Consider the following 20,765-nt stretch of genomic DNA (forward strand, 5'->3'; position numbering starts at 1 on the left):
GCCTTCGAAGCCCTCGACCAGCTCGCCATGGAACACCTCCTCAACGTCCGCTGACCCACCCACCGGGGTGCCCGGAACACCACCGGACACCCCGGGGCGACCGCTAACCGCCGGGATGCCCGAAGCGGCCAGGAGCGGGTCCACGGCCCACTCCTGGTCACCGGCCGGCCCATCGGGACCGGTGCGTCCTCAGCCGCCGAGCGCCGCCGGCCCGGCGTACGCGACCGGGTCGGCCAGCACGTCCTGGACCACCAGCGCGGCGGCGCCGCGTGCCGCGTCACCCGCGACGGATGACGCGCGCAGCCGTCCGCCGCCGCGCGACCACAGCCCGGACACCACGCGGTCCGTCAGCTCCGAGTCGGCGGGCGGGGAGAGCCACGGCATCAGGCCCCGGTAGATGCCGCCGAGCACCACCGCGTCGGGATCGAACAGATTGACCGCGCCGGACAGCACCTGCCCCAGCATCCGGCCCGCCTCGGCCACCGCGGCCAGCGCCACGGGATCACCCGCACCGGCCCGCCGCTCCAGTTCCATCACGCCGGCGGCCCCCTCGGTGTCCACGCCGGCCGCGCGCAGCAGGGCCGACTGGCCCGCGTACTGTTCCAGACAGCCCCGCGAACCGCAGCGGCACTCCGGGCCCGCGGGGTCCACCACCACGTGACCGATCTCCCCGGCGAACCCGTGCGCGCCGCGCAGCAGTTCGCCGTCGAGCACCAGGGCGCCGCCCACGCCGATCTCGCCCGTCAGGTAGAGGAAGCTGCGGACGGCGCCGAGCCCGCCGAACCACAGCTCGGCGAGCGCCGCCAGGTTCGCCTCGTTCTCCGAGCGGACCGGAAGGGCCGCGGTGCCGGGGATCAGCCCGGCCAGGGCGTCGGCGAAGAGATCCTCGGCGGCCACCTGGTTCCACCCGAGGTTCGGGGCCTGGCGCACGGAGCCCCCCGACACGAGCCCCGGCAGCGCGAGCGCCGTACCGACCGGGTGCAGATCCTGCTCCCGCGCCGAGTCCAGCGTGCGCGCGGCGATGGCGGCCGCGCGGGCAAGCACCTCCTCGGGCGGGGCGCCCCGGTTGTCCAGGTGCTCCGTCTGCCGGACCCGGCCGGTACCGGCCAGGTCCACCACGCATACCGACACGTAGTCGATGTTGACCTCGACGCCCAGCCCCGCGGCCCCGGTGCGAGCCACCTTGAGGGCGGTTCCGGGCCGCCCCGCCTGCCCGCTGAAGGTCTTGCCCGACTCGGTGACGAAGCCGGTCTCCAGCAGCTGCTCGACCAGGGAGGACACCGCGGCGCGGGTCAGTCCGACCCGCGCCGAGACTCCCGCACGGGTCGCCTCACCGGCCTCGCCCTCGTCCCGCACGGCACGCAGCACAAGGCTCAGGTTGTGGCGGCGCACGGTGTCCTTGTCGGCCTTGGACCCCAGAGGCGTGAGGTAGCTCTTCATGTCGTCGACGAGCCTATGCGATGGCCTCCGGTACCCGGCCGGGTACCGGAGGACCGGCTCGCTCACACGCCCGCGGCCCTGGTCACCGCCCGCAGGTCGACGAACTTGAAGCCCGTCGTCTCCCGCCCCTCCTCGCTCCCCGACGCGGAGGTCTCGTGGCCGTCCTGGACCACCAGCAGCCCGTGCGGGTATCGGGCGCCCAAGGGCTCGTCGAGCGCCGCGGCGCCGTCGCACTCCTCGCTCCCGTCCAGGTCGGCCGAGACCGCGGTGACGCGGAAGCCGCCCTCGTACGCGTTGCCTCCGGAAGCCCCGCGCCCGTACAGCGCGAAACTGTCGTCGCCCTGCCCGGACGCCATGAGGTGACCGCTGCCCGGCCTGCCGAAGAGAGTCAGCCCCTCGACGTCGGCGGCCAGCCGCCTGCCTCCGAAACCGGGGTCCGTGCCGGGCACGCACTCCTCGGTCCCGGGGTCGTACGTCCCGGGGACGCCGTACTCCCTGACCTTGTCCATGAGGACCGGACGGCCCTTCAGCGTGGCGGGCAGCCGCCAGATGCCCACGTCCTCCTGGCCCGCGTAGAGCGTGCCGTCAGCAGGGTCGACGACCATCCCCTCGACCTGCGGGAGCTCTCCCGGCTCCCCGCAGGGGGTCCAGGAGGTGCCGTCCGGCAGCCTGAAGGAGGAGGGGAGCGAGAGCGTGCGCACCAGGCGGTACCCGACCGTCCCCGCCGCCGTCGGCCGGAGTTCGAGCAGGGCCAGGTCGGTGGTGTTGCGGCGGCTGACCAGGGCGTACGAGCGGCCGGTGGCGCGGTCCCGCCAGGTCGCCAGTCCGTAGGCGGTCCGCTGCTCGTTGATCTCGGCCTGGTCCTCGGAGAAGACCGGTGCGGCAGCCGGATCCGTGACGTCCCTCAGCGGGCCTCCCGGCCGCGAGGGGTCGATGCGGTAGATCCGGAGACGGTCGTTGCCGCGGTCGCTGACCACCGCCACGTCGGCCCGGCCGGACGGGGTGCGCAGCCCGGTCACCAGGTCCACGTTGTTGAACCTGCCCGGGGCGTCGTCCTCGGTCGCCGGGGCAGGGGCGGGCAGCGACTGGACCAGGGAGGCGTCCAGCCCGTAGACGCGCAGCCCGCCCTCCTTGGCGGTGGCCACGACCAGGCTGCGCCCCGGGTGAGCGTCGTCGCGCCAGATCGCGGGGTCGTCGGCGTTCGCGTTCCCGCCGGCCTCGTCGTCGTGGAGCGGCGCGGTCTCCGCCGTCGCTCCCACGCCCGGCAGGGGGAGTGGCCGGGCGTGGGCGGAGGAGAGCGGGACGAGGGTGAGGAGAGCGGTGCCGAGCGCGGCGCCGGCCGCCAGACGTGTGGAACGGTGTATGCGCACAGAGCTTCCTGTCGTGGAAGGAGCGGGTCGGTGACTCGTCAGGAAGCGTCGGGTGGCGGCGTGGTGCGCGGGTGTCGTGCCCATGAGACGGACATGGGATCCGGGTGAACTCGCGGTGCCGCGGGTCCGGTGTCCCACCGGTCCCGCGGCACCGTCGCGGAGCTCAGGACGACGCGCCGCGCTCTTCGAGCATGTCCTCCATCAGCGAGATCTCGGACTCCTGGGCCCGCACCATCCCCTCGGCGAGCCCCCGGATCTCGTCGGTGCCCGCCGAACCGGCTGCCGCCCGCGCCATCTCCGCGCCGGCGCGGTGGTGCACGGTCATCAGCCGGAGGAAGAGGACCTCCGCGTCCCTGCCCTTCGCCGCCCGCAGTTCGTCCAACTCGGCGTCGGTCGCCATCCCGGGCATCAGGGATCCGCCGGACGCGGTGACCGGATGCCCCATCCACTCCATCCTGGGACGGTCGGAACTCTTCGGCCGGTCCCAGGACTCCAGCCAGCCCAGCATCATGCCCCGCTGGTTCGCCTGGGTGTTGATGATGTCGTACGCGAGCCGCCGGACGTCCTCGTCGGTCGTGCGGTCACGGACCAGGAACGCCATCTCCACCGCCTGCTGGTGGTGGACGGACATGTCCCGCGCGAAGCCCACGTCCGACGAGCTCTCGGCCGGCGCGGCCGGGACGGCTCCGGAACGGGACGGGGAAGCGGCCGAGGGGTGTACCACCATCAGCAGGACGAGCCCCAGAGCCACGACGGACACCGCGGCCCCCGCCCACACCAGCGGGCGGGAGGCGCGAGCGGCCGGGGTCACCTGGTGATCCCGCCGGAGCAGGCGGCACCGGGCTCGGGGGTCTGCGTGCCCTGGACGTACTTGGTGAAGAACTGGGCGACTCGTGCGTCGGTGGCGCTCTTCACGGTGAGCTGCCTGCCCCACGCGCTGAGCATCAGCGGGTCCTTCTGGTCGGCCACCGGGCTCATCAGGGAGTAGGGGGTCTTCGCGACGCGTTCCGACAGGGCCTTGATGTCGTCCTGGGAGGCCTTGTCGTTGTACGTGACCCAGACGGCGCCGTGCTCCAGGGAGTGGACGGCGTTCTCCTTCGGTATCGCCTCCGTGTAGACGTCGGCGTCGCAGTTCATCCACACCGGGTTGTGGTCGCCGCCGACCGGCGGGTTCATCGGGTAGTCGACGGGCTTCTCGACGTGGTTCTGGGTCAGGTCGTCCCAGGACTTCTCGCCGGACACGGGTGACGTCCGGGCCTGCTCCTCGGCCTCGTCCTGCTCGTCCGCGGCGGACATCAGGTATCCGCCCCCCGCGACGAGACCGACGAGCACGACGACGGCCGCGGTGATGGTGATGACACGGCTGCGGCGCTCACGGGCCCGCTCCTTGCGGCGGGCCTCCTCGAGCTTGGCGCGACGGGCGCTCGCGGGGCTGTTCTTGTCATGGTTCTTGTTCCTGGCGGAAGCCATGGTCAGGTCCTCGGGGTCAGCGGATCGCGTGGGCCGGGGGCGTCACGCGGCGGCAGAGGGTACGGCTGGGACGTCCACACCGCGCGTGGTCGACGCGGCGGGCGGTCCCAGGCAGCCCTCAGGTCCGCCGGACCCGCAGAAGAGTGAGGTCGACGGCGGCCGCGCCGTCGTGGGAGGGCCCCCGGACGGCCGCGCCGCCGGTGAGCGGGGCGGCACGGAGCGCGGAGCAAGGGCCGGGCGGAGCGGCGGGTGCCGGATGCGCGGGCAGCACGACAGCCGTCGAGTGATCCGTCGTGCCGTGGCAGGAACTGCCGATCCCGCGTTCGCCCGGAGCGTCGGCGACGACCACGGACACGACCGCGGAGGGCACCGGCGTGAAGGCCCGGACGGACTCGGGAGCGGATTCCGCGGGTGCCGCCGCCGAATGAGGGGCACAGCAGAGGAAGAGAGCCGTGAGCAGCAGCGCCCAGCCCAGGGCGACGGGCAGGCCGTCACCACCCCGTCGCCGGTCCGTCCGTCCGCTCGCTCCGGTCATCGCCGTCATCGTAGATGGTGTGTGAAAGTTCAATGGGTTCAGCCCCACAGGCGGGCAGGATAGTGTGCCCGCGTGACGACGCAATCGAACGTACCTGCGGGCTGGCATCCGGATCCCCACGGCGCCCCTCAGCTGCTCCGATACTGGGACGGCACCCGGTGGACCGAGCACACGCATCCCGCGCAAGGACAGGCCCCAGCCCAGCAGGCTGCCCCCGCGGCGGCTCAGCAGCACGCCGCCGCCCAGCCCCAGGCCGCCGGGCCGCAGCAAGCCGCGCCCCAGCAGCCGGCGCAGGCTCCGCAGCAGTTCGCCCAGCAGCAGGCAGTGCCCCAGCAGGGCGTTCCCCAGCAGGGTGTTCCCCAGCAGGGCGTTCCTCAGCCGGGTGTTCCGAGTGGTGGTTCGCTCTTCAATCAGCAGGTCCTGGTCGTGAACCAGAAGGCGAAGCTGATCGAGCTCACCAACGAGTACAGCGTCTTCGACCAGCAGGGCAACACCATCGGCTCGGTGGTCCAGGTCGGGCAGAGCGCGGCGCGCAAGGTGCTCAGGTTCGTCTCCAGCATCGACCAGTACCTCACGCACCGTCTGGAGATCCGGGACGCCTACGGCCAGCCGCAGCTGCTCCTGACCCGTCCGGCGAAGTTCATCAAGTCCCGGGTCGTCGTGCAGCGCCCGGACGGGCAGCCGGTCGGCGAGATCGTCCAGCAGAACGCCATCGGGAAGATCAACTTCGCGATGATGGCCGACGGCCACCAGGTCGGGGCGATCAAGGCCGAGAACTGGCGGGCCTGGAACTTCGCCATAGTCGACCACAACGGCGCCGAGATAGCCCGGATCACCAAGACCTGGGAAGGCCTGGCGAAGACCATGTTCACCACGGCCGACAACTATGTGCTCCAGATCCACTACCAGCTGCCCGAACCGCTGCTGAGCCTGGTCGTGGCGACCGCTCTGACCGTGGACACCGCGCTCAAGCAGGACGCCCGCGGCCTCGGCTGACGGAGCGCCGGCGGCACCGTGCGGACCGGCCGTGCCGCTACCGCACGGGCGCGGACGACCCCATGGCGACGCCGCCGCATCAGTTCGCTGGTTCCGGCCGCACGGGCGCGCGCGGACCGACGGCTGTGCGCAGCGCCCCCACGCTCGGGGGCGCTGCACACGGACCGTCGCCGGGCCGGTCAGTCCCGCCGGAGGCCGTCCGCTTCCCCGGCCATCTCGGAGAGCACCCGCTGGGCCACCGCGAACGCCGAGTTCGCCGCCGGGACCCCGCAGTAGACCCCGGTCTGCAGCAGAGCCGCGCCGATCTCGTGCGGGGCGAGTCCGTTGCGCACGGCCGCGCGCACGTGCATCGCCAGCTCCCCGTGGTGCCCGTGCGCGACCAGGGCGGTCAGCGTGATCAGGCTGCGCTCACGGCGTGAGAGCGTCGGGTCCGTCCAGACCTCACCCCAGGCGTAGCGGGAGATGAAGTCCTGGAAGGGCGCGGTGAACGCGTCGGCCGCGGCCTGCGCCCGGTCCACGTGCGCATCCCCCAGGACCTCGCGGCGCACCGCCGTCCCGCTCTCGCGTTCCCGAGGCGTGAAGTGGGCGCGCAGCGCGTCGCGTACGGCCTCCGGGCGCTCCGCCGGAGCAAGGTGCGAGGCGTGCGGCAGCTCGGTCAGAGCGGCGCCGGGGATGCCGTCGGCGATCTCCCGCGCGTGGGCGGGCGGCGTCGCCGGATCCTCCCGGCCGGCCACCACCAGCGTGGGCACCCGTACCTCGCGGAGCCCGGACCGCAGATCGCAGTCGGCCAGCGCGTCGCAGCACGCGGCGTACGCGTCGGGGTCGGTACCCAGGAGGTCGTCGAGCAGCCCGGGTTCGGTGAACCTCGGGGTGAACCAGCGGCCCGCCGCGCTCTCCGCGACCTTGCCCAGTCCTTCGGAGCGCACCAGCGCGGCCCGCTCCCGCCAGGGACCCGGGTCGCCGAAGTGGGCCGAGGAGCAGACGACCGCCAGGCGGTCCAGACGTCCGGGGTGGTGGATCGCGAGCCAGAGGCCCACGGCGCCACCCAGCGAGACCCCGGCGTACGAGAACCGTTCCAGGGACAGCGAGTCCGCCAGCGCCAGGACCAGCCCGCCCAGATCGGCGACCGAGGCCCCCGGGCCGACGAGTCCCGCGGGCGAACCGCCATGTCCTGGAAGGTCCCACCTCACCACCCGGTGCGAGGCGGAGAGTTCGGGGGCCACACCGTCCCAGACGGCGGTGGACGTACCGAGGGACGGTCCGAGCAGCAGCGGGGGAGCGGTGGCCGGTCCTTCGGCGCGGTGGTGGAGGAGGTGTCCGGGAGTCGTGGTCATCGGCGCTCCAGAGCGCGGTCGGTGAGCGGCCCGGCGCACCCGGTCCAGGCGGCGGGGTCGGTCAGTCCGGTGAGGTCGAGGCCGTCGAAGGCGGGCTCTCCCGCGAGGACATCCGCGAGCGGACGGCCGGTGTCGCGGGCCCGGCGGGCCGCCTCCGTGACGATCTCCCCGGCGCGGGCAGGCCCCACCCGCGCCGAGGCCACGGCGGCCAGCCGCTCCGAGACGATCAGCCCGCCGGTCAGCCCCAGGTGGCGGCCCATGGCCGAGGGGAAGACCTTGAGGCCCTCCGTGAGCTCCACCGCGTCCCGGGCCGCCCCGCCCACGAGTCGCAGCAGATCGCGCAGCGGTTCCCACTCGGCGTGCCAGGCCCCGGCGGGCCGCTCGTCCTCGGCGGTGAGCGAGGCGAAGAGCGTGGCCGCCGCCCCGGGCGCGCGGCGGGCCGCGGCCGCGATCAGGGTGGCGCGGACCGGGTTGGCCTTGTGCGGCATGGCGGATGACCCGCCGCCGGATCCCTCCGCCACCTCGGCGATCTCGGTACGGGACAGGACGAGTACATCGGCAGCCGTCTTGCCGAGCGCCCCCGCGGTGAACGCGAGCGCACCCGCCAGGTCGGCGACCGGGGTGCGCAGTGTGTGCCAGGGCAGCGCGGGTTCCGCGAGCCCCGTCTCCCGCGCGAACTCGGCGACGAGCGCGAGCCCTTCCGGCGCACCGGAGTCCGCCGTGAAGGCGGCCAAGGTGCCCGCCGCCCCGCCGAGCTGGGCCGGGAGGGAGTCGCGCACCGCGCCCAGCCGGTCGCGCGCGTCGAGGACCAGGGACCGCCAGCCCGCGGCCTTGAGGCCGAAGAGGGTCGGTACGGCGTGCTGGGTGAGGGTGCGGCCCGGCATCAACGTGTCGCGGTGTTCGGCGGCGAGCCGGGCGAGCGCGTCCGCCGTCCGGTCCAGGTCGCCGAGGACGAAGCCCAGGGTGCGGTGGGCCACCAGCATCGCCGCGGTGTCGAGGATGTCCTGACTGGTCGCGCCCTGGTGGACGAAGGGCCGCGCGCTCCCGTCGACCGCGGAGGCGAGCGCCGCGACCAGCGGGATCACCGGATTGCCGCCCGCCCGCGCGCGCAGCGCGATCTCCCGTACGTCGAAGCGTGCCGCGTCCGCGGCCTCGGTGACCGCCTCGCCCGCCCGGGGCGGGGCCGCCCCCACGGCGCACCGGGCCCGGGTGAGCGCCGCTTCGGCGTCCAGGAGCGCCTGCAGGAAGGCGTGGTCACCGGTGGCGGACTCGGCCGGCGAACCCGCCCGTCCCGGGGCGAGAAGCCCGGCGTCGCTCTCGTGCATCAGCCGAACTCCAGGAAGACCGTCTCGCGTTCGCCTTGGAGACGGATGTCGAAGCGGTAGGTACGGGGATCCGTGCGCGCCGCGACCAGGGTGGCGCGCCGCTCGTCGTCGAGCGAGCCCAGCAGCGGATCGTCCGTCGCGGCACCGCCGTCCGGCCCGGCCAGGAGATCGGGGAAGTAGACACGGGTGCAGAGGTGGTGGACGAGACCGCGGGCGAAGACCGCCACCGAGAGGTACGGGGCTCCGCCGGGCAGCAGCGTTCGCACCACCCACCGTCCGTCCGCGTCCGTCGGCGCCCGCCCGAAACCGGTGAAGTCCACGCCGTTGCGTCCGATCACCACCCCCGTGGCGGGATCGTGGCGCAGCGACCCAGGCAGGCCGGTGCGCGAGCCGTCGGGTGCCGGCTGCCAGGTCTCCACGATGGCGTCGGGCACCGGTTCCCCGCGGCCGTCGAGGACGAAGCCGTGGACCGTGACGGTCCCGGGGTGCCCGGCCGGAGCCACGTCGCCGCCGCCTGGGAAGGGCAGCGCGTAACCGTAGAAGGGGCCGACGGTCTGGGAGGGGGTCGGGGCGTGTGACATCAGGCGTCGCCTTCTTCCTCGGTCCAGGTGGCGCACGGTCCGTCCAGGACTATGTCCCAGCGGTAGCCGAGCGACCACTCGGGCACGGACAGGCCGTGGTCGTACACCGCCGTCAGCCGGTCGCGGGCGGCCTGGTCGGTGACGGAGCGGATGACCGGGTCGTAGGGCAGGAGCGGATCACCGGGAAAGTACATCTGGGTCACGAGCCGCTGGCTGAACGACGTGCCGAACAGCGAGAAGTGGATGTGCGCGGGCCGCCACGCGTTGGTGTGGTTGCGCCAGGGATAGGCGCCGGGCTTGACGGTGGTGAACGAGTAGCCGCCGTCGTCGTCGGTCAGGCAGCGCCCGAAGCCGGTGAAGTTCGGGTCCAGCGGCGCCGGATGCCGGTCGAGCTGGTGGGCGTAGCGCCCCGACGCGTTGGCCTGCCACACCTCGACGAGCTGTCCCCGCACCGGGCGGCCGGCCCTGTCCACCACCCGTCCGGAGACGGTGATGCGCTCACCGAGCGGCTCGCCGAGGTGCTGCGCGGTCAGATCGCGGTCGAGGGCGGTCACATCCGTCACGCCGAAGGCGGGCCCGGAGAGTTCGACCGCCTCGGGGTCGCGCACCGGGACGAGCGGGCGGTGCGGGTGACGGAAGTGGCTGCTGCGGTAGGGCGGGTAGTCACGTGGGGGGTGGTGCGCGCCGGGTTCGGCCGCGGCCTGGACCCGGGCCACCTCGGCGTCGATCTCCGCCTGGGTCATCCCGTCGGGCAGCGGATGCGGGGAAGGGCGATGTGCGGTCATGTCACGGCTCCGGGCATGGATGAAAATGCTCAGTACACTGACTAAATCTCGATGGCCCTGAAGCTATCCATGGCTCGTTTCCTCGGTCAAGACCCTCAGTACACTGCGTATCTCCAGGATCCCCACCTACGGTGCGGGGCCGGCGGCCGACGACGAGAGGACGGTGCCGCGTGCAGGCGGTCGATCTGAGTACCCACCCCGGCCACCTGGCCAGACGCCTCCAGCAGGCGCACCACCTGCTCTGGAACGCGATGGTGTCCGAGGAGACCACTTCGCCCCAGTTCGCCGTCCTCAACGCGCTGACCGCCGAACCCGGCCTCGACCAGCGGACGGTGGGGGAGCGCGTCGGGCTCGACCGGTCGACCGTGGCGGAGGTCGTCACCCGGCTGCTGCGGCGCGCACTGCTGGACAAGGTGCGCGACCCACGGGACGGGCGGCGTTCGCTGCTCCGCCTCACCGAGGAGGGGATCCGCACCCACAAGGCCCTCGCCCTTCGTACGGCGCGGATGAACCAGGTCTTCCTCGGCCCGCTGTCCGAGGAGGAGCGGCAGGCGCTCTTCGGGCTGATGCGCAGGGTCGCGGACGCGGCCGAGGCGCTTCGCGTGACCGACGCGGGCGGCGGGCGGCCCGCGGACGGGTGACGGCCCTCCGTCCGGGGGCGCGGAAGCCCGGCGTGGAGGCCCGACCGGGCCCCCGGGAGGCCCCGCGGGATGACTGGTGGCGGGCCCGCGGCCGACCGGGCCCGGCGCGGTGTGCGGCGCGCGCGGGCGGTGTACGGCAGGCGGCGGGCATGCGGCTGTCCGGGGCCCCGTCGTCGAAAGTATTTTACGTGTGTAACACCTGTTAATCTATTTGCGTGAGTGATACAGCCGTACGCCCCCGCAAGCCCGCCGTGCGCGCCCTGACCGTCAGGGGTGTCCTGGCTCTGAGGAGTCCTGCGGAGATCTGGTACAAGCCCGCGCTCAGCGTCGTCGTGGCCTCGGGGGTCCCGAACCTGCTGCTCCACTCCTTCGGCCGCCTGGACCTCGTGATGTACACGATGGCGGGATCGCTCTGCGCCCTGTACGGCCACAACCTGCCGTACGCCCGCAGGGCGCACACCGTGCTGCGGGTGATCCTCGGGATGGCGGCGGGACTCGCCGTCTCCCTGGTCGTGGGATCGCTCACCGACTCGACGCCCGTCCTCATCGCGGTCGGCGCGCTGCTCGCGGCCGTGCAGAAGGTCTTCTGCGACGCGAGCCGCATCGGCCCCCCGGGCAATGTCATCTTCGCGTTCGTCACCTCGGCCGCCCTCTTCGCCCCGCAGGAGCTGGGGCAGGTGCCCGGCCACATGGCGCTGATGCTGGCGGCGGGTGCGTTCTCGTGGCTGGTGACCGCCGGACCGGCCCTGTGGCGCAGGGAGGGGCCCGAGCGCCTCGCGACCGCACGCGCGCTCGACGCGGCCTCCGCGTACGCGGAGGCTCCCGGGCCCCGCACCCGTCACACCGCGGCGGCGGCGATCCAGGCCGCCTGGCAGGCACTGCTGGCAGCCGGCCGTTCCACCCCCGACCGCCGCGCACTGGAGAGGCTGGTCGTCCACGCCGAGCGGGCCCTGGCCACCGCCGGCCACGACGACGCGGACGGGCGGACGCATCCCCAGGTGCTGCGCGGATGGGCGGCGAGGACCCGCGCCCGGGGGCCAGTCCCCGCCCCGCCCCCGGCACCCGGCACCGTCGACCAGCTCTTCGGTGTCGACGCCGAGCGTGCCGGGCGGCGGATACGCAGGGGACGCCGGGAGGCGCGGCGCGGACTGCTGCGCGCGCTCGGCCCCGGATCGCCGGTGCTGCCGGTCGGAATCCGCACGCTCGTGGGCTGCGCCCTCGCCGGCTACGCGTCCTCGGCGCTCGGCGTCGGTCACCCGTACTGGGCCGTCGTCACCGCGGCCTCCGTCTACCAGCCGAACCTCAGCCTCTCCTGGAGCAGGGGATTGCAGCGCACCGTGGGGAACCTGCTCGGGGTCCTGGTCTTCGCGGCCGTACTCCCGCTCACCCGGATCGGGTCACTCGCACTCGTGCTGTGCGTCCTCACCCTCAACTTCGCCGCGGAGGCGCTGATCACCCGGAACTACTGGCTCGGATCGGTCGCCGTCACCCCGATGGCACTCCTGATCCTGGAGTTCGGCGGGACCCAGCCCGCGGGCGAACTCGTCACGGACCGTGCGCTGGACACCCTCGTGGGGGTCGCGGTGGGCTTCCTCGCCGTGATCGCGGTCACCAACCGCCCGGCCTCCGGCCGCGTCGAGCGGGCCCTCGCGGCCGTCGGGGAGGCCAGGGGCCGGGCCGACGGGGTGATCGCCGACCCGGCCGCCGGCGCGCCGGCGCTGGCCGCGGCACGCCGCGAACTGACCGCTGCCCTGGTGGAACTGCGCGACGCCGGTGACGTGGCCTCGGGGGAGTGGTGGCAGCGCGCCCTGCCGGAGGAAGAGCTGGTGGAGGCCGAGCAGGCGGGACACCGTACGCTCGCGGCGACAGCACGACGGCAGGGGCTGATCACCCTGCCCGCGGTGAACGGAGCGGCGTGACCGACGACATCGTCGCCTCGGTGGTACGGCAGTGGCAGGCCGTCCACCCGGGGCTGGACACCGGGCCGATGGAACTCATCGGCCGGATCAACCGCTGTGCGGCCCTCCTCCAGCAGGCCGAGGACGCGCCCCTGCGGGCCGCCGGGCTGACCCGCGCGGAATTCGATCTGCTCGGCGCGATGCGGCGCACCGGGCGCGAGCTCACCCCCGGGGACCTGGCCCGCGAGACCTTCTCGTCCGGTGCGGCCGTCACCAAGCGGCTGCGCGCGCTGCAGGAGTCGGGCCTCATCGCCCGGCGCAGCGACGCCAGGGACCGCAGGGTAGCCCACGTCGGCCTGACCGACGAGGGGCGCGAACTCGTCGACCGCCTGCTGCCCGAACAGCTCGCCTACGAGCGGTCGGTGCTCTCCGGTCTGGACGGGGAGGCCCGCGGCGAGCTCAGCGGCCGGCTCGGGGAGCTGCTGGTGCAACTGGAGGGCAGGCTCGGCGGGCGCCTCTGAGAGGCCGCGCCCCCGCCGTCCGGGGTGCGGTGCCGGATCGGTGTATCCGGCCCACCTCTGGTCCCGGGTTTTACGGAGCGTGATGGTGTCGCGAAGAGGGTGCGACGGGGTCCCGGACCGGCCGGGGCGCCGGTCCGGCGCCCCCGCGCGACAGGGCTGAAGCCTCGCACGCCCGTCCGTCGCTCAGGATTCTGCTCCTTTCGATCCGATTCGATCACATGTGCCCCTGTCCCTCCCTGCGGAACGTGAATCTTCGTACTCGCGGACCGGGTTCGGTCAAATGTGCCCACAGATCGGGGTTTTGCCAGCACGCGGACCTGCTGGCCTGAGATCGGACGCGCGCCTCGTCCCGCTCTGCGGGACACAAGCCTAGGGTTTCCCGGTTTCACGTATCCCGTCACTCCCCGCGCACGCGCGAGGGCGGTGAGTGCGAAAACTGGCGAGTTTATTACCGCCGGCCGGCTCCCGCAGGCGGTTGGGCGAATATGCCGAGGCACTGTTCTGATCTGGTTAGGCTCACGCGCAGTGAAGTCGAGTTGAGATGAATCAGCGCACTTGTGCACACCTGACCGTGCATGTGCGTATACCTCCCGAATCAACCGCCAGAGGGTTTAGATGGTCCGTGTTGAATCACCGCCGACCAACAGAGATGTCCCCGTCGCGCGCGCCGCTCTCCTGCCCGTCGCGCTGATGGCCGGCGCCACCACCGCGGGCGCCGTACCGGTGACCGGGGCGACGAGGGCGGCAGTCGTGTGGTGCGGAGCGATCGCCACCGTCGTGGTCGCCACGCTCGCCGTGGTCCTGAACCGCCGACGCCGCGCGATGCGCGTCCAGCGCGCCGCGTACGAGCAGCGCATCGCGCGGCTGGAACACCACATCGCCTCGTACGACCAGGAGACCGAGCGGCTCAGCAAGGAGCTGCTGCCCGCCGCGATCCGCCGGCTGCGCGCCAGCAACTCCCCGCAGGAGGTGATGCGCGACGTCGTCGACGCGGACGAGTCGTACCGCAACCTCCCCCCCGCGCAGCGCGCGCTGGTCCTCCAGGTCCTCGACATCATCGACAACGAGGAGGCGATGCGCGACTCCGCGCAGCGCGCCTTCGTCAGTGTCGCCCGCCGTGTCCAGGCCATCGTCCACCGTCAGGCCAGTGAGCTCCGGGAGATGGAGGACCACCACGGCCGCAACCCCGACGTCTTCGACGACCTGCTCCGCATCGACCACGGCACCGCGCTCATCGGCCGGCTCGCCGACTCCATCGCCGTGCTCGGCGGCGCCCGGCCCAGCCGCCAGTGGCCCAAGGCCGTACCCCTGTTCAGCGTGCTGCGCGGCGCCATGTCCCGGATCCTCGAGTACCAGCGCGTCGACCTGCACTCGATCGCCAAGGTCGCCATCGTCGGCACCGCGGTCGAACCGCTCATCCACGCCTGCGCCGAACTGCTCGACAACGCGACGCGCTACTCCCCGCCCCAGACCCGGGTCCACGTCACCGCGGTCGAGGTGCAGACCGGCATCGCCATCGAGATCGAGGACGGGGGCGTGAGCCTCAGCGAGGAGGCCCGGGTGAGGGCCGAGAACATGCTCGCCCAGGCCCAGGCCGGCATCAACATGAACGACCTCGGGGAGTCGCCGCGCCTCGGCATGGCCGTGGTCGGCCGGCTGGCCCGGATGTACCAGCTCCAGGTGTCGCTGCGGCAGTCGGCGTACGGAGGGGTCCGCGCCGTCCTCATCGTGCCTCGCGACATGATCACCACGGGTCCCGCGCCCGGCATCGCCCACGGCATCGGCGCCACCTCGCGGCCGCAGAGCTCCCTCGACATGTCGCAGATGCGGCACGTCGTGCCGGCCCGCGGCAAACACAAGTCGCGCCCCGCCGCGACCGGCCCCGTGCCCTCGCTCGCGTCCTCCCCGGCACCCGCGCCCGCACCGGCCGCGTCGGCCGCCGCACGGCCGGCGGCGGCAGCGGCCTCCATGGGCGACGACGAGGTCGTCGTCACCGAGTGGACGGAGGGCGGACTGCCACAGCGGCGCAGCCGGGGGCGCGCACCCCTCGGATCGCACAATCTCCCGCAGCAGTCGGCACCGGCCGCGGAACCCGCCGGGCGGGGCGGCCACAACGGGAACGGCGGCGGCACCACGCCTCCGCCCGGCCTGTGGCTGGAGGCCTTCACCCAGGCCGTCAACGGTGTGCCCAAGGAGCAGCACGACGGTACGGACTCTGACGACGCGTGGGACAAGGGAGACGAGAAGTGATCCAGCAACGGGGCAACATGGACTGGATGCTCAAGGAACTGGCCGACGACGTTCCGAGCATCCACCAGATCGTGGTCCTGTCCGCCGACGGACTGCGTATCGCCCGTCACGGCGGTGACCCCGACGCCGCCGACCGTCTCGCCGCGGCGTGCGCCGGCCTGCAGAGCCTGGCCGCCGCCGTCGCCACCGAGATCCCCTACAGCGACGGCCTGATGAAGCTCGTCGTCATCGAGGTCACGGGCGGGTTCTTCTACCTGATGGCCGCGGGCGCCGGCGCCTATCTGGCGGTCCTCGCGGGCGAGACCGTCGACGCCGGACTCGTGGGAGCGCGGATGCGCGACATGGTCGCGCGCATCGGCGCGCACCTGACGAGTCCTCCCCGCCACGACGGGCAGACCGTATGAGCCCTCCCCGACGTGAACGCCGCACAACCGAACCGGCGTTGAGCGACCCGGAGCGGCTGTACGTGATCACCGGCGCTCCCGACGGCGAACGAGCGGCACTCGACCTCGTCACCATGGTGGTGGCGCAGGCCGAACCGTCGCCCATGGTCCAGCCCGAACAGGCCGCGATCCTGCGGCTCTGCAAGTCGCCCCTGTCGGTCGCCGAGATCTCGGCGTACCTGAGCCTTCCCTTCAGCGTGGTCACCTCGCTCCTCACGGAACTCCTGTCGACCGAACTGATCGAATCGCGCGCGCCCGTCGTCCGCGCCGCGCTCCCGGACCGGTCCCTCCTCGAAGCGGTGATGCATGGACTTCAGAAGCTCTGACACGATCACGGGTCCTCGCCGCGAGGACGTCCTTCCCAGCACGGCCACGGCCGCGGTGAAGGTCGTCGTCGTCGGCGGGTTCGGGGTCGGCAAGACGACCATGGTCGGGTCGGTCAGCGAGATCCGGCCCCTGACGACCGAAGAGACCATGACCCAGGCCGGTGTCGGCGTGGACGACAACGTGGGTGTGGAGACCAAGACCGCCACCACCGTCGCCATGGACTTCGGCAGGATCAGCCTCAGCGAGGAACTGATCCTCTATCTGTTCGGCACACCCGGCCAGGAACGCTTCTGGTTCCTGTGGAACGGCCTGTTCGAAGGAGCGCTCGGGGCCGTCGTCCTGATCGACACCCGGCGGCTCCAGGTCAGTTTCGACGTCATCGGGAGGCTGGAGGAGCGCGGTGTGCCGTTCGTCGTCGCCGTCAACACCTTCCCCGACGCGCCCCACCACCCCGTGGAAGCCCTGCGCAGTGCGCTGGACCTGCCCGACGAGGTCCCGATGATCGACTGCGACGCCCGGCTGCGGACCTCCAGCCGCGATGTGCTGATGACCCTGATGCGTTACCTGCACAGCCTTGCCGTGCCGCTCACCTGACGACGGCCCACCCTGCCTTCGAGCGGGCACCTCCCCACACGCCCGCCTCTCGGAACGTCCTATTCCTGGAGCCACAGTGACTACCCCCTTCCAGCACGAACCCGGATCGTTCAGCGGCCCGGTGCCACCCCCGCAGTGCCCCGCCCACGGCACCGGTATCGGACCCGGCGGGCTGCGCAGGCTGTACGGCCCCGAGGCCGAGGCCGACCCCGCGGGCCTCTACGAGAAGCTGCGCGCCGAACACGGCACCGTCGCCCCCGTCCTCCTGCACGAGGACGTCCCCGCCTGGCTGGTCCTGGGGCACAGCGAGAACCTCCACATGACCCGGACCCCCTCTCAGTTCTCCCGCGACTCCCGGCGCTGGCGAGGACTGCAGGACGGCACCGTGGCCCCCGACCACCCGCTCGCGCCGCTCTTCACCTGGCAGCCCGTGTGCTCCTTCGCCGACGGCGCCGAGCACGAGAGGCTGCGCGGAGCCGTCACCGACTCCATGGCCCGCATCGACACCCGCGGTGTCCGCCGCCACATCAACCGGTACAGCAACCGGCTCGTGAACGACTTCTGCCGCGAAGGCCGGGTCGAACTCGTCAGCCAGTTCGCCGAACGGCTGCCGATGATGGTGATGTGCGCGATCCTCGGGATGCCCGAGGAGTACGACGACCGGCTGGTGCAGGCGGCCCGCGACATGACCCGGGGCTCGGAGACCGCCGTCGCGAGCAACGCCTACGTCATCGGCGTGCTGGACCGCCTCGTGCAGCGACGCCGCGTCGCGCCCGCCGAGGACTTCGCGAGCTGGCTGACCGAGCACCCCGCCGGCCTCACCGACAAGGAGGTCAGCGAGCACCTCCGGGTGGTCCTGATCGTCGCGTACGAGACCACCACCAACCTGATCGCCAACGTCCTGCGCATGGTGCTCACCGACCCCCGGTTCCGCGCCCGGCTCAGCGGGGGCCACATGACCGTGCCCGAGGCGGTCGAGCAGACGCTCTGGGACGAGCCGCCCTTCACCTCCGTGCTGGGCCGCTGGGCGGTCGGGGACACGGAACTCGGCGGGCAGCAGATCAAGGCCGGTGACGCGCTGATCGTCGGGATCGCGTCGGCCAACACCGACCCCGCGGTGCGACCGGACCTCACCGTCAACATGGAGGGCAACCGCGCCCACATGGCCTTCAGCAGCGGACCGCACGAATGCCCCGGGCAGGACATCGGCCGCGCCATCGCCGACGTGGGCGTGGACGCCCTGCTGATGCGGCTGCCCGACCTGGAGCTGGGCGTCGACGAGAGCAAGCTGACCCGCGAGGGCAACTTCATGGCGCGGCATCTGGTGGACCTCCCCGCCGTCTTCGCCCCCACCTCGCAGCAGGAGATCGACGCGGAGCCGCTTCCGGCGGTGGCCCGGTCCCGACAGCAGAGCGACTGGGAGGTGTCCTCGGCCGCCAACCGGGCCTCAGGACCGATGCCCGCGGCACACATCCCGGCACCGGCACGCCCCGGGGAGCCGCACCCGCTCCCCAGCACCGCCATCCCCGCCCAGCGAAGCGCCCCGGCCAGGATCTGGCACGCCGTCAAGCGCTGGTGGAGCGGCAGCTGATCCAGGGGCCGCTCGCCCGGATCAGGCCGGAACCAGCGAACCGGCACCATCCGGACGAGCGGCCCGCGGCGCCCGCCGCGCCGGGGGCCCGGCCCGACTGGTCGGAGGCACCGGGCCGCCCGACCCGTACCATCGAGCAGCGTGAAGCTGACAATTCTTGGCGGCGGCGGATTCCGGGTACCGCTCGTGTACGGGGCGCTGCTGCGTGATCACGCCGAAGGCCGCGTCACCCGTGTGACCCTGTACGACACCGACGCGGACCGGCTCGCCGCCGTGGCGCGGGTGCTGGCCGAGCAGGCCGAGGGCACCGGCGACGCACCCCAGGTGATCGCCACCGGCGATCTGGACGATGCCCTGCGCGGCGCGGACTTCGTCTTCTCCGCGATCAGGGTGGGCGGCCTGGAGGGCCGAGCCGCCGACGAGCGCGTCGCCCTCGACGAAGGTGTCCTCGGCCAGGAGACGGTCGGAGCCGGCGGGATCGCCTACGGCCTGCGCACCGTGCCCGTGGCGACGGACCTCGCCCGGCGGATCGCCCGCCTGGCCCCCGACGCGTGGGTCATCAACTTCACCAATCCCGCGGGACTGGTCACCGAGGCCATGGCCCGGCACCTCGGCGACCGGGTGATCGGGATCTGCGACTCCCCGGTGGGCCTGGGCCGCCGCATGGCCCGGGTGCTGGGGGTGGATCCCGACCGGGCCTGGATCGACTACGTCGGGCTGAACCACCTGGGCTGGGTCCGGGGTCTGCGTCACGGGGGAGTGGACCACCTTCCCCGTCTGCTCGCGGATCCGGAACTGCTCGCATCCTTCGAGGAGGGCAGGCTCTTCGGCCCCGAGTGGCTGCGTTCCCTGGGCTCGGTCCCCAACGAGTACCTGCACTACTACTACTTCAACCGTGAGGCGGTCCACGCCTACCAGCAGGCCGAGCGGACCAGGGGTGCGTTCCTCCGCGACCAGCAGCAGGGCTTCTACGCCCGGATGAAGGACCCCGCCGCTCCTGCCCTGGCCACCTGGGACCGGACGCGCGCCGAACGCGAGGCGACGTACATGTCCGAGAACCGGGACGTGGCCGGAGCCGGGGAGCGCGAGGAGAGCGACCTGGAGTCCGGGGGGTACGAGCAGGTCGCCCTGGCCCTCATGCGGGCCGTGGCCCGCGACGAACGCACCTCACTGATCCTCGACGTACGCAACCGGGGAACCCTCCCGGTCCTCGACGAGGACGCCGTCATCGAGGTGCCCTGCCTGGTCGACGCCAACGGCGCGCACCCGGTGTCCGTCGACCCGCTGCCCTACCACGCGGTCGGGCTGGTCACGGCCGTCAAGGCCGTGGAACGGGCGGTGCTCGAGGCGGCGGAGACAGGTTCCCGCGCGGCCGCGGTCCGCGCCTTCGCCCTGCACCCCCTGGTGGACTCCGTCTCCGTGGCACGCCGACTCGTGGACGGCTACCTCCGGGTCCACCCGTCACTCGCCTATCTCGACCAGCCGTGAAGGTCCCGGCGCCCCGACCCGGAGCGGGGCCCGGTGCCGTGCATCGCAAGGCGGAGGGGGGAGCCGGACGGGGTCTCTCCCGCTCGGACGGAGCCGAGAGCCGGGGGAAGGGGCGTCGGGGACCGACGACGCCGCGAGGGGCGGCACCGGGGCGCGCGATCCCGGCCTGATCCGGACGAGAGGCCCGCGATCAGGGCGCCGCCACCGGCTTCGGCCGCCCCGGGGGACCCCAGGAGGGCGCGACACCGGTCACCTGGCACACCATCAGGAACAGCGGGATGGGCGGTGTGTAGGGCGTACGGCTGTCCGGTGTGTGGATCAGCCGCGGGCGCAGCGCCGGCACATAGGCGTCGGTGGCGTACGAAGCCTGTTCCGGCCAGTCCAGGTCGAGGTCGGAGCCCGACGGGACGATCCACCACCACCGGTCCGCGTCGGCGAACACACAGCCCGCACGCGGCAGATGGGACATCAGCCGGAAGCCGTACTGGGCCGGCACCCCCACCGCGTCACAGCCGAGGCTCGCCGACAGCGCGGGCGGCAGCGCCAGCCGGACCCGGCCGGGGAGCCCTTCCTCCTCCCCGGCGCGGCACCGCCGCGCGCCGAGCAGGTGGGACAGCGCGTTCCTCAGCATGTCCGCTCCGGGCCGTACGCCAGTTCCGCCCAGACGATCCGCCCCGAGTGGTTCCCCGCGTCGTACGAGCCCCATGCCGCGCTCATGGAGTCCACGAGCAGCAGCCCACGCCCGTGCTCCCCGTCGGCGTCCGACGTGAGCCGCGGGCCGCCGGGCTGGCGCCCCTGGTCCTGGACGGCTATGCGCAATCTGGCGGCATCGCAGCGCAGTTCGCACACGACCCGGGTGCTCATCGTGTGCACCACCGCGTTGGTGACCAGTTCGGAGACGATCAGCACCGCCGCGTCGTGGGTGTCACCGGTCAGCCGCCACTGTGCCAGCCGGGCCCGGGTGAGGCGCCTGGCACCCGCCACGGACTCGGGGTGCGCGGGAAGCGCGAAGCAGTCACGGAGCGCTTCCGTCCCCGTACAGAGATCCGCGAGCCGGGGGATGAGCGCACTGCCAGGTGCCACGACCGATTCCTCACAGTGGGGGCTGCGTCACGCCTCGCACCGCTCCTGGGAGTGCGGGCACGATCGCGCGAACTTGGTTCGGTCTCCAACTCT

The 20,765-nt window shown here is 72.9% G+C and carries 21 protein-coding genes; 10 read left to right on the forward strand and 11 right to left on the reverse strand.

Annotated elements, in window-relative coordinates:
- Positions 1 to 189 precede the first annotated feature (189 nt).
- From ACFXOA_RS21155 to ACFXOA_RS21175, 5 genes are all read right to left on the reverse strand, one after another.
- Positions 190 to 1,440: an ROK family protein gene (locus ACFXOA_RS21155; protein ID WP_385030547.1), complete on the reverse strand. Its 1,251-nt coding sequence runs from the start codon at positions 1,438 to 1,440 to the stop codon at positions 190 to 192.
- A 62-nt stretch (positions 1,441 to 1,502) separates the two neighbouring features.
- Complete coding sequence (locus tag ACFXOA_RS21160) at positions 1,503 to 2,810, reverse strand: phytase (RefSeq protein WP_385030550.1); 1,308 nt, start codon at positions 2,808 to 2,810, stop codon at positions 1,503 to 1,505.
- 163 nt (positions 2,811 to 2,973) lie between these two features.
- Positions 2,974 to 3,621, reverse strand: a complete 648-nt coding sequence (locus tag ACFXOA_RS21165; protein ID WP_385030553.1) for a DUF305 domain-containing protein — start codon at positions 3,619 to 3,621, stop codon at positions 2,974 to 2,976.
- Positions 3,618 to 4,280, reverse strand: coding sequence for a DUF3105 domain-containing protein (locus ACFXOA_RS21170; protein WP_385030556.1), 663 nt, complete (start codon positions 4,278 to 4,280; stop codon positions 3,618 to 3,620). The genes ACFXOA_RS21165 and ACFXOA_RS21170 overlap by 4 nt, the downstream gene beginning before the upstream one ends.
- A 118-nt stretch (positions 4,281 to 4,398) precedes the next feature.
- On the reverse strand, positions 4,399 to 4,815 hold the full coding sequence (locus ACFXOA_RS21175) for a hypothetical protein (protein WP_385030559.1): 417 nt from the start codon (positions 4,813 to 4,815) through the stop codon (positions 4,399 to 4,401).
- Positions 4,816 to 4,887: 72 nt separating this feature from the next.
- On the opposite strand from ACFXOA_RS21175, the gene ACFXOA_RS21180 reads away from it, so the two are divergent.
- Entirely contained in the window at positions 4,888 to 5,811 is a 924-nt protein-coding gene (locus ACFXOA_RS21180; protein WP_385030562.1) for a phospholipid scramblase-related protein, read from the forward strand.
- A 179-nt stretch (positions 5,812 to 5,990) separates the two neighbouring features.
- On the opposite strand, the gene pcaD is transcribed toward ACFXOA_RS21180, so the two are convergent.
- Genes pcaD through pcaH form a run of 4 tightly spaced genes read right to left on the reverse strand, consistent with a single transcriptional unit; the run spans position 5,991 to position 9,836 of the window.
- Positions 5,991 to 7,145: a 3-oxoadipate enol-lactonase gene (gene pcaD / locus ACFXOA_RS21185; protein WP_385030565.1), complete on the reverse strand. Its 1,155-nt coding sequence runs from the start codon at positions 7,143 to 7,145 to the stop codon at positions 5,991 to 5,993.
- The gene (pcaB, locus tag ACFXOA_RS21190; protein ID WP_385030568.1) at positions 7,142 to 8,470 is read right to left on the reverse strand and encodes a 3-carboxy-cis,cis-muconate cycloisomerase; all 1,329 of its coding nucleotides are present in this window, start codon (positions 8,468 to 8,470) and stop codon (positions 7,142 to 7,144) included. Before pcaB ends, pcaD begins: the two co-directional genes overlap by 4 nt.
- The gene (gene pcaG, locus ACFXOA_RS21195; RefSeq protein ID WP_385030571.1) at positions 8,470 to 9,051 is read right to left on the reverse strand and encodes a protocatechuate 3,4-dioxygenase subunit alpha; all 582 of its coding nucleotides are present in this window, start codon (positions 9,049 to 9,051) and stop codon (positions 8,470 to 8,472) included. Before pcaG ends, pcaB begins: the two co-directional genes overlap by 1 nt.
- Complete coding sequence (gene pcaH / locus ACFXOA_RS21200; RefSeq protein ID WP_385030574.1) at positions 9,051 to 9,836, reverse strand: protocatechuate 3,4-dioxygenase subunit beta; 786 nt, start codon at positions 9,834 to 9,836, stop codon at positions 9,051 to 9,053. Before pcaH ends, pcaG begins: the two co-directional genes overlap by 1 nt.
- A gap of 170 nt (positions 9,837 to 10,006) precedes the next feature.
- Between pcaH and ACFXOA_RS21205 the strand changes: the two genes are divergently transcribed.
- From ACFXOA_RS21205 to ACFXOA_RS21245, 9 genes are all read left to right on the forward strand, one after another.
- Positions 10,007 to 10,477, forward strand: a complete 471-nt coding sequence (locus ACFXOA_RS21205) for a MarR family winged helix-turn-helix transcriptional regulator (RefSeq protein ID WP_385030577.1) — start codon at positions 10,007 to 10,009, stop codon at positions 10,475 to 10,477.
- A gap of 215 nt (positions 10,478 to 10,692) precedes the next feature.
- Positions 10,693 to 12,396 (forward strand): FUSC family protein, encoded by a 1,704-nt coding sequence (locus tag ACFXOA_RS21210; RefSeq protein ID WP_385030581.1) that lies wholly within the window; start codon positions 10,693 to 10,695, stop codon positions 12,394 to 12,396.
- On the forward strand, positions 12,393 to 12,896 hold the full coding sequence (locus tag ACFXOA_RS21215; protein ID WP_385030584.1) for a MarR family winged helix-turn-helix transcriptional regulator: 504 nt from the start codon (positions 12,393 to 12,395) through the stop codon (positions 12,894 to 12,896). Before ACFXOA_RS21210 ends, ACFXOA_RS21215 begins: the two co-directional genes overlap by 4 nt.
- 615 nt (positions 12,897 to 13,511) lie before the next feature.
- Positions 13,512 to 15,146, forward strand: a complete 1,635-nt coding sequence (locus ACFXOA_RS21220) for a sensor histidine kinase (RefSeq protein ID WP_385030587.1) — start codon at positions 13,512 to 13,514, stop codon at positions 15,144 to 15,146.
- Entirely contained in the window at positions 15,143 to 15,550 is a 408-nt protein-coding gene (locus tag ACFXOA_RS21225) for a roadblock/LC7 domain-containing protein (RefSeq protein WP_385030590.1), read from the forward strand. Before ACFXOA_RS21220 ends, ACFXOA_RS21225 begins: the two co-directional genes overlap by 4 nt.
- Positions 15,547 to 15,915, forward strand: coding sequence for a DUF742 domain-containing protein (locus tag ACFXOA_RS21230; protein ID WP_385030593.1), 369 nt, complete (start codon positions 15,547 to 15,549; stop codon positions 15,913 to 15,915). The genes ACFXOA_RS21225 and ACFXOA_RS21230 overlap by 4 nt, the downstream gene beginning before the upstream one ends.
- Positions 15,896 to 16,510 carry an ATP/GTP-binding protein gene (locus tag ACFXOA_RS21235; RefSeq protein ID WP_385030595.1) on the forward strand — a complete coding sequence of 205 codons (615 nt, stop codon included), beginning with the start codon at positions 15,896 to 15,898 and terminating at the stop codon, positions 16,508 to 16,510. Before ACFXOA_RS21230 ends, ACFXOA_RS21235 begins: the two co-directional genes overlap by 20 nt.
- A 76-nt stretch (positions 16,511 to 16,586) precedes the next feature.
- A complete protein-coding gene (locus ACFXOA_RS21240; RefSeq protein ID WP_385030598.1) occupies positions 16,587 to 18,101 on the forward strand; it encodes a cytochrome P450 in 1,515 nt (504 codons plus the stop codon).
- 141 nt (positions 18,102 to 18,242) lie between these two features.
- Positions 18,243 to 19,589, forward strand: coding sequence for a 6-phospho-beta-glucosidase (locus ACFXOA_RS21245; protein WP_385030601.1), 1,347 nt, complete (start codon positions 18,243 to 18,245; stop codon positions 19,587 to 19,589).
- 190 nt (positions 19,590 to 19,779) lie between these two features.
- Here the strand turns inward: ACFXOA_RS21245 and ACFXOA_RS21250 are convergent, their stop codons facing one another.
- A complete protein-coding gene (locus tag ACFXOA_RS21250; RefSeq protein WP_385030604.1) occupies positions 19,780 to 20,220 on the reverse strand; it encodes a hypothetical protein in 441 nt (146 codons plus the stop codon).
- A complete protein-coding gene (locus ACFXOA_RS21255) occupies positions 20,214 to 20,672 on the reverse strand; it encodes an ATP-binding protein (protein WP_385030607.1) in 459 nt (152 codons plus the stop codon). Before ACFXOA_RS21255 ends, ACFXOA_RS21250 begins: the two co-directional genes overlap by 7 nt.
- Positions 20,673 to 20,765 lie beyond the last annotated feature (93 nt).

It is taken from the genome of Streptomyces sp. NPDC059166 (assembly GCF_042755185.1).
GTDB lineage: Bacteria > Actinomycetota > Actinomycetes > Streptomycetales > Streptomycetaceae > Streptomyces.

Bases quoted from the DNA above. Each gene is read 5' to 3' on its own strand.
- ACFXOA_RS21155 (WP_385030547.1), bottom strand. From the start codon at position 1,440: ATGAAGAGCTACCTCACGCCTCTGGGGTCCAAGGCCGACAAGGACACC.
- pcaH (WP_385030574.1), bottom strand. From the start codon at position 9,836: ATGACCGCACATCGCCCTTCCCCGCATCCGCTGCCCGACGGGATGACC.
- pcaG (WP_385030571.1), bottom strand. From the start codon at position 9,051: ATGTCACACGCCCCGACCCCCTCCCAGACCGTCGGCCCCTTCTACGGT.
- ACFXOA_RS21170 (WP_385030556.1), bottom strand. From the start codon at position 4,280: ATGGCTTCCGCCAGGAACAAGAACCATGACAAGAACAGCCCCGCGAGC.
- ACFXOA_RS21220 (WP_385030587.1), top strand. From the start codon at position 13,512: ATGGTCCGTGTTGAATCACCGCCGACCAACAGAGATGTCCCCGTCGCG.
- ACFXOA_RS21230 (WP_385030593.1), top strand. From the start codon at position 15,547: ATGAGCCCTCCCCGACGTGAACGCCGCACAACCGAACCGGCGTTGAGC.
- ACFXOA_RS21235 (WP_385030595.1), top strand. From the start codon at position 15,896: ATGGACTTCAGAAGCTCTGACACGATCACGGGTCCTCGCCGCGAGGAC.
- pcaD (WP_385030565.1), bottom strand. From the start codon at position 7,145: ATGACCACGACTCCCGGACACCTCCTCCACCACCGCGCCGAAGGACCG.
- ACFXOA_RS21250 (WP_385030604.1), bottom strand. From the start codon at position 20,220: ATGCTGAGGAACGCGCTGTCCCACCTGCTCGGCGCGCGGCGGTGCCGC.
- ACFXOA_RS21175 (WP_385030559.1), bottom strand. From the start codon at position 4,815: ATGACCGGAGCGAGCGGACGGACGGACCGGCGACGGGGTGGTGACGGC.
- pcaB (WP_385030568.1), bottom strand. From the start codon at position 8,470: ATGCACGAGAGCGACGCCGGGCTTCTCGCCCCGGGACGGGCGGGTTCG.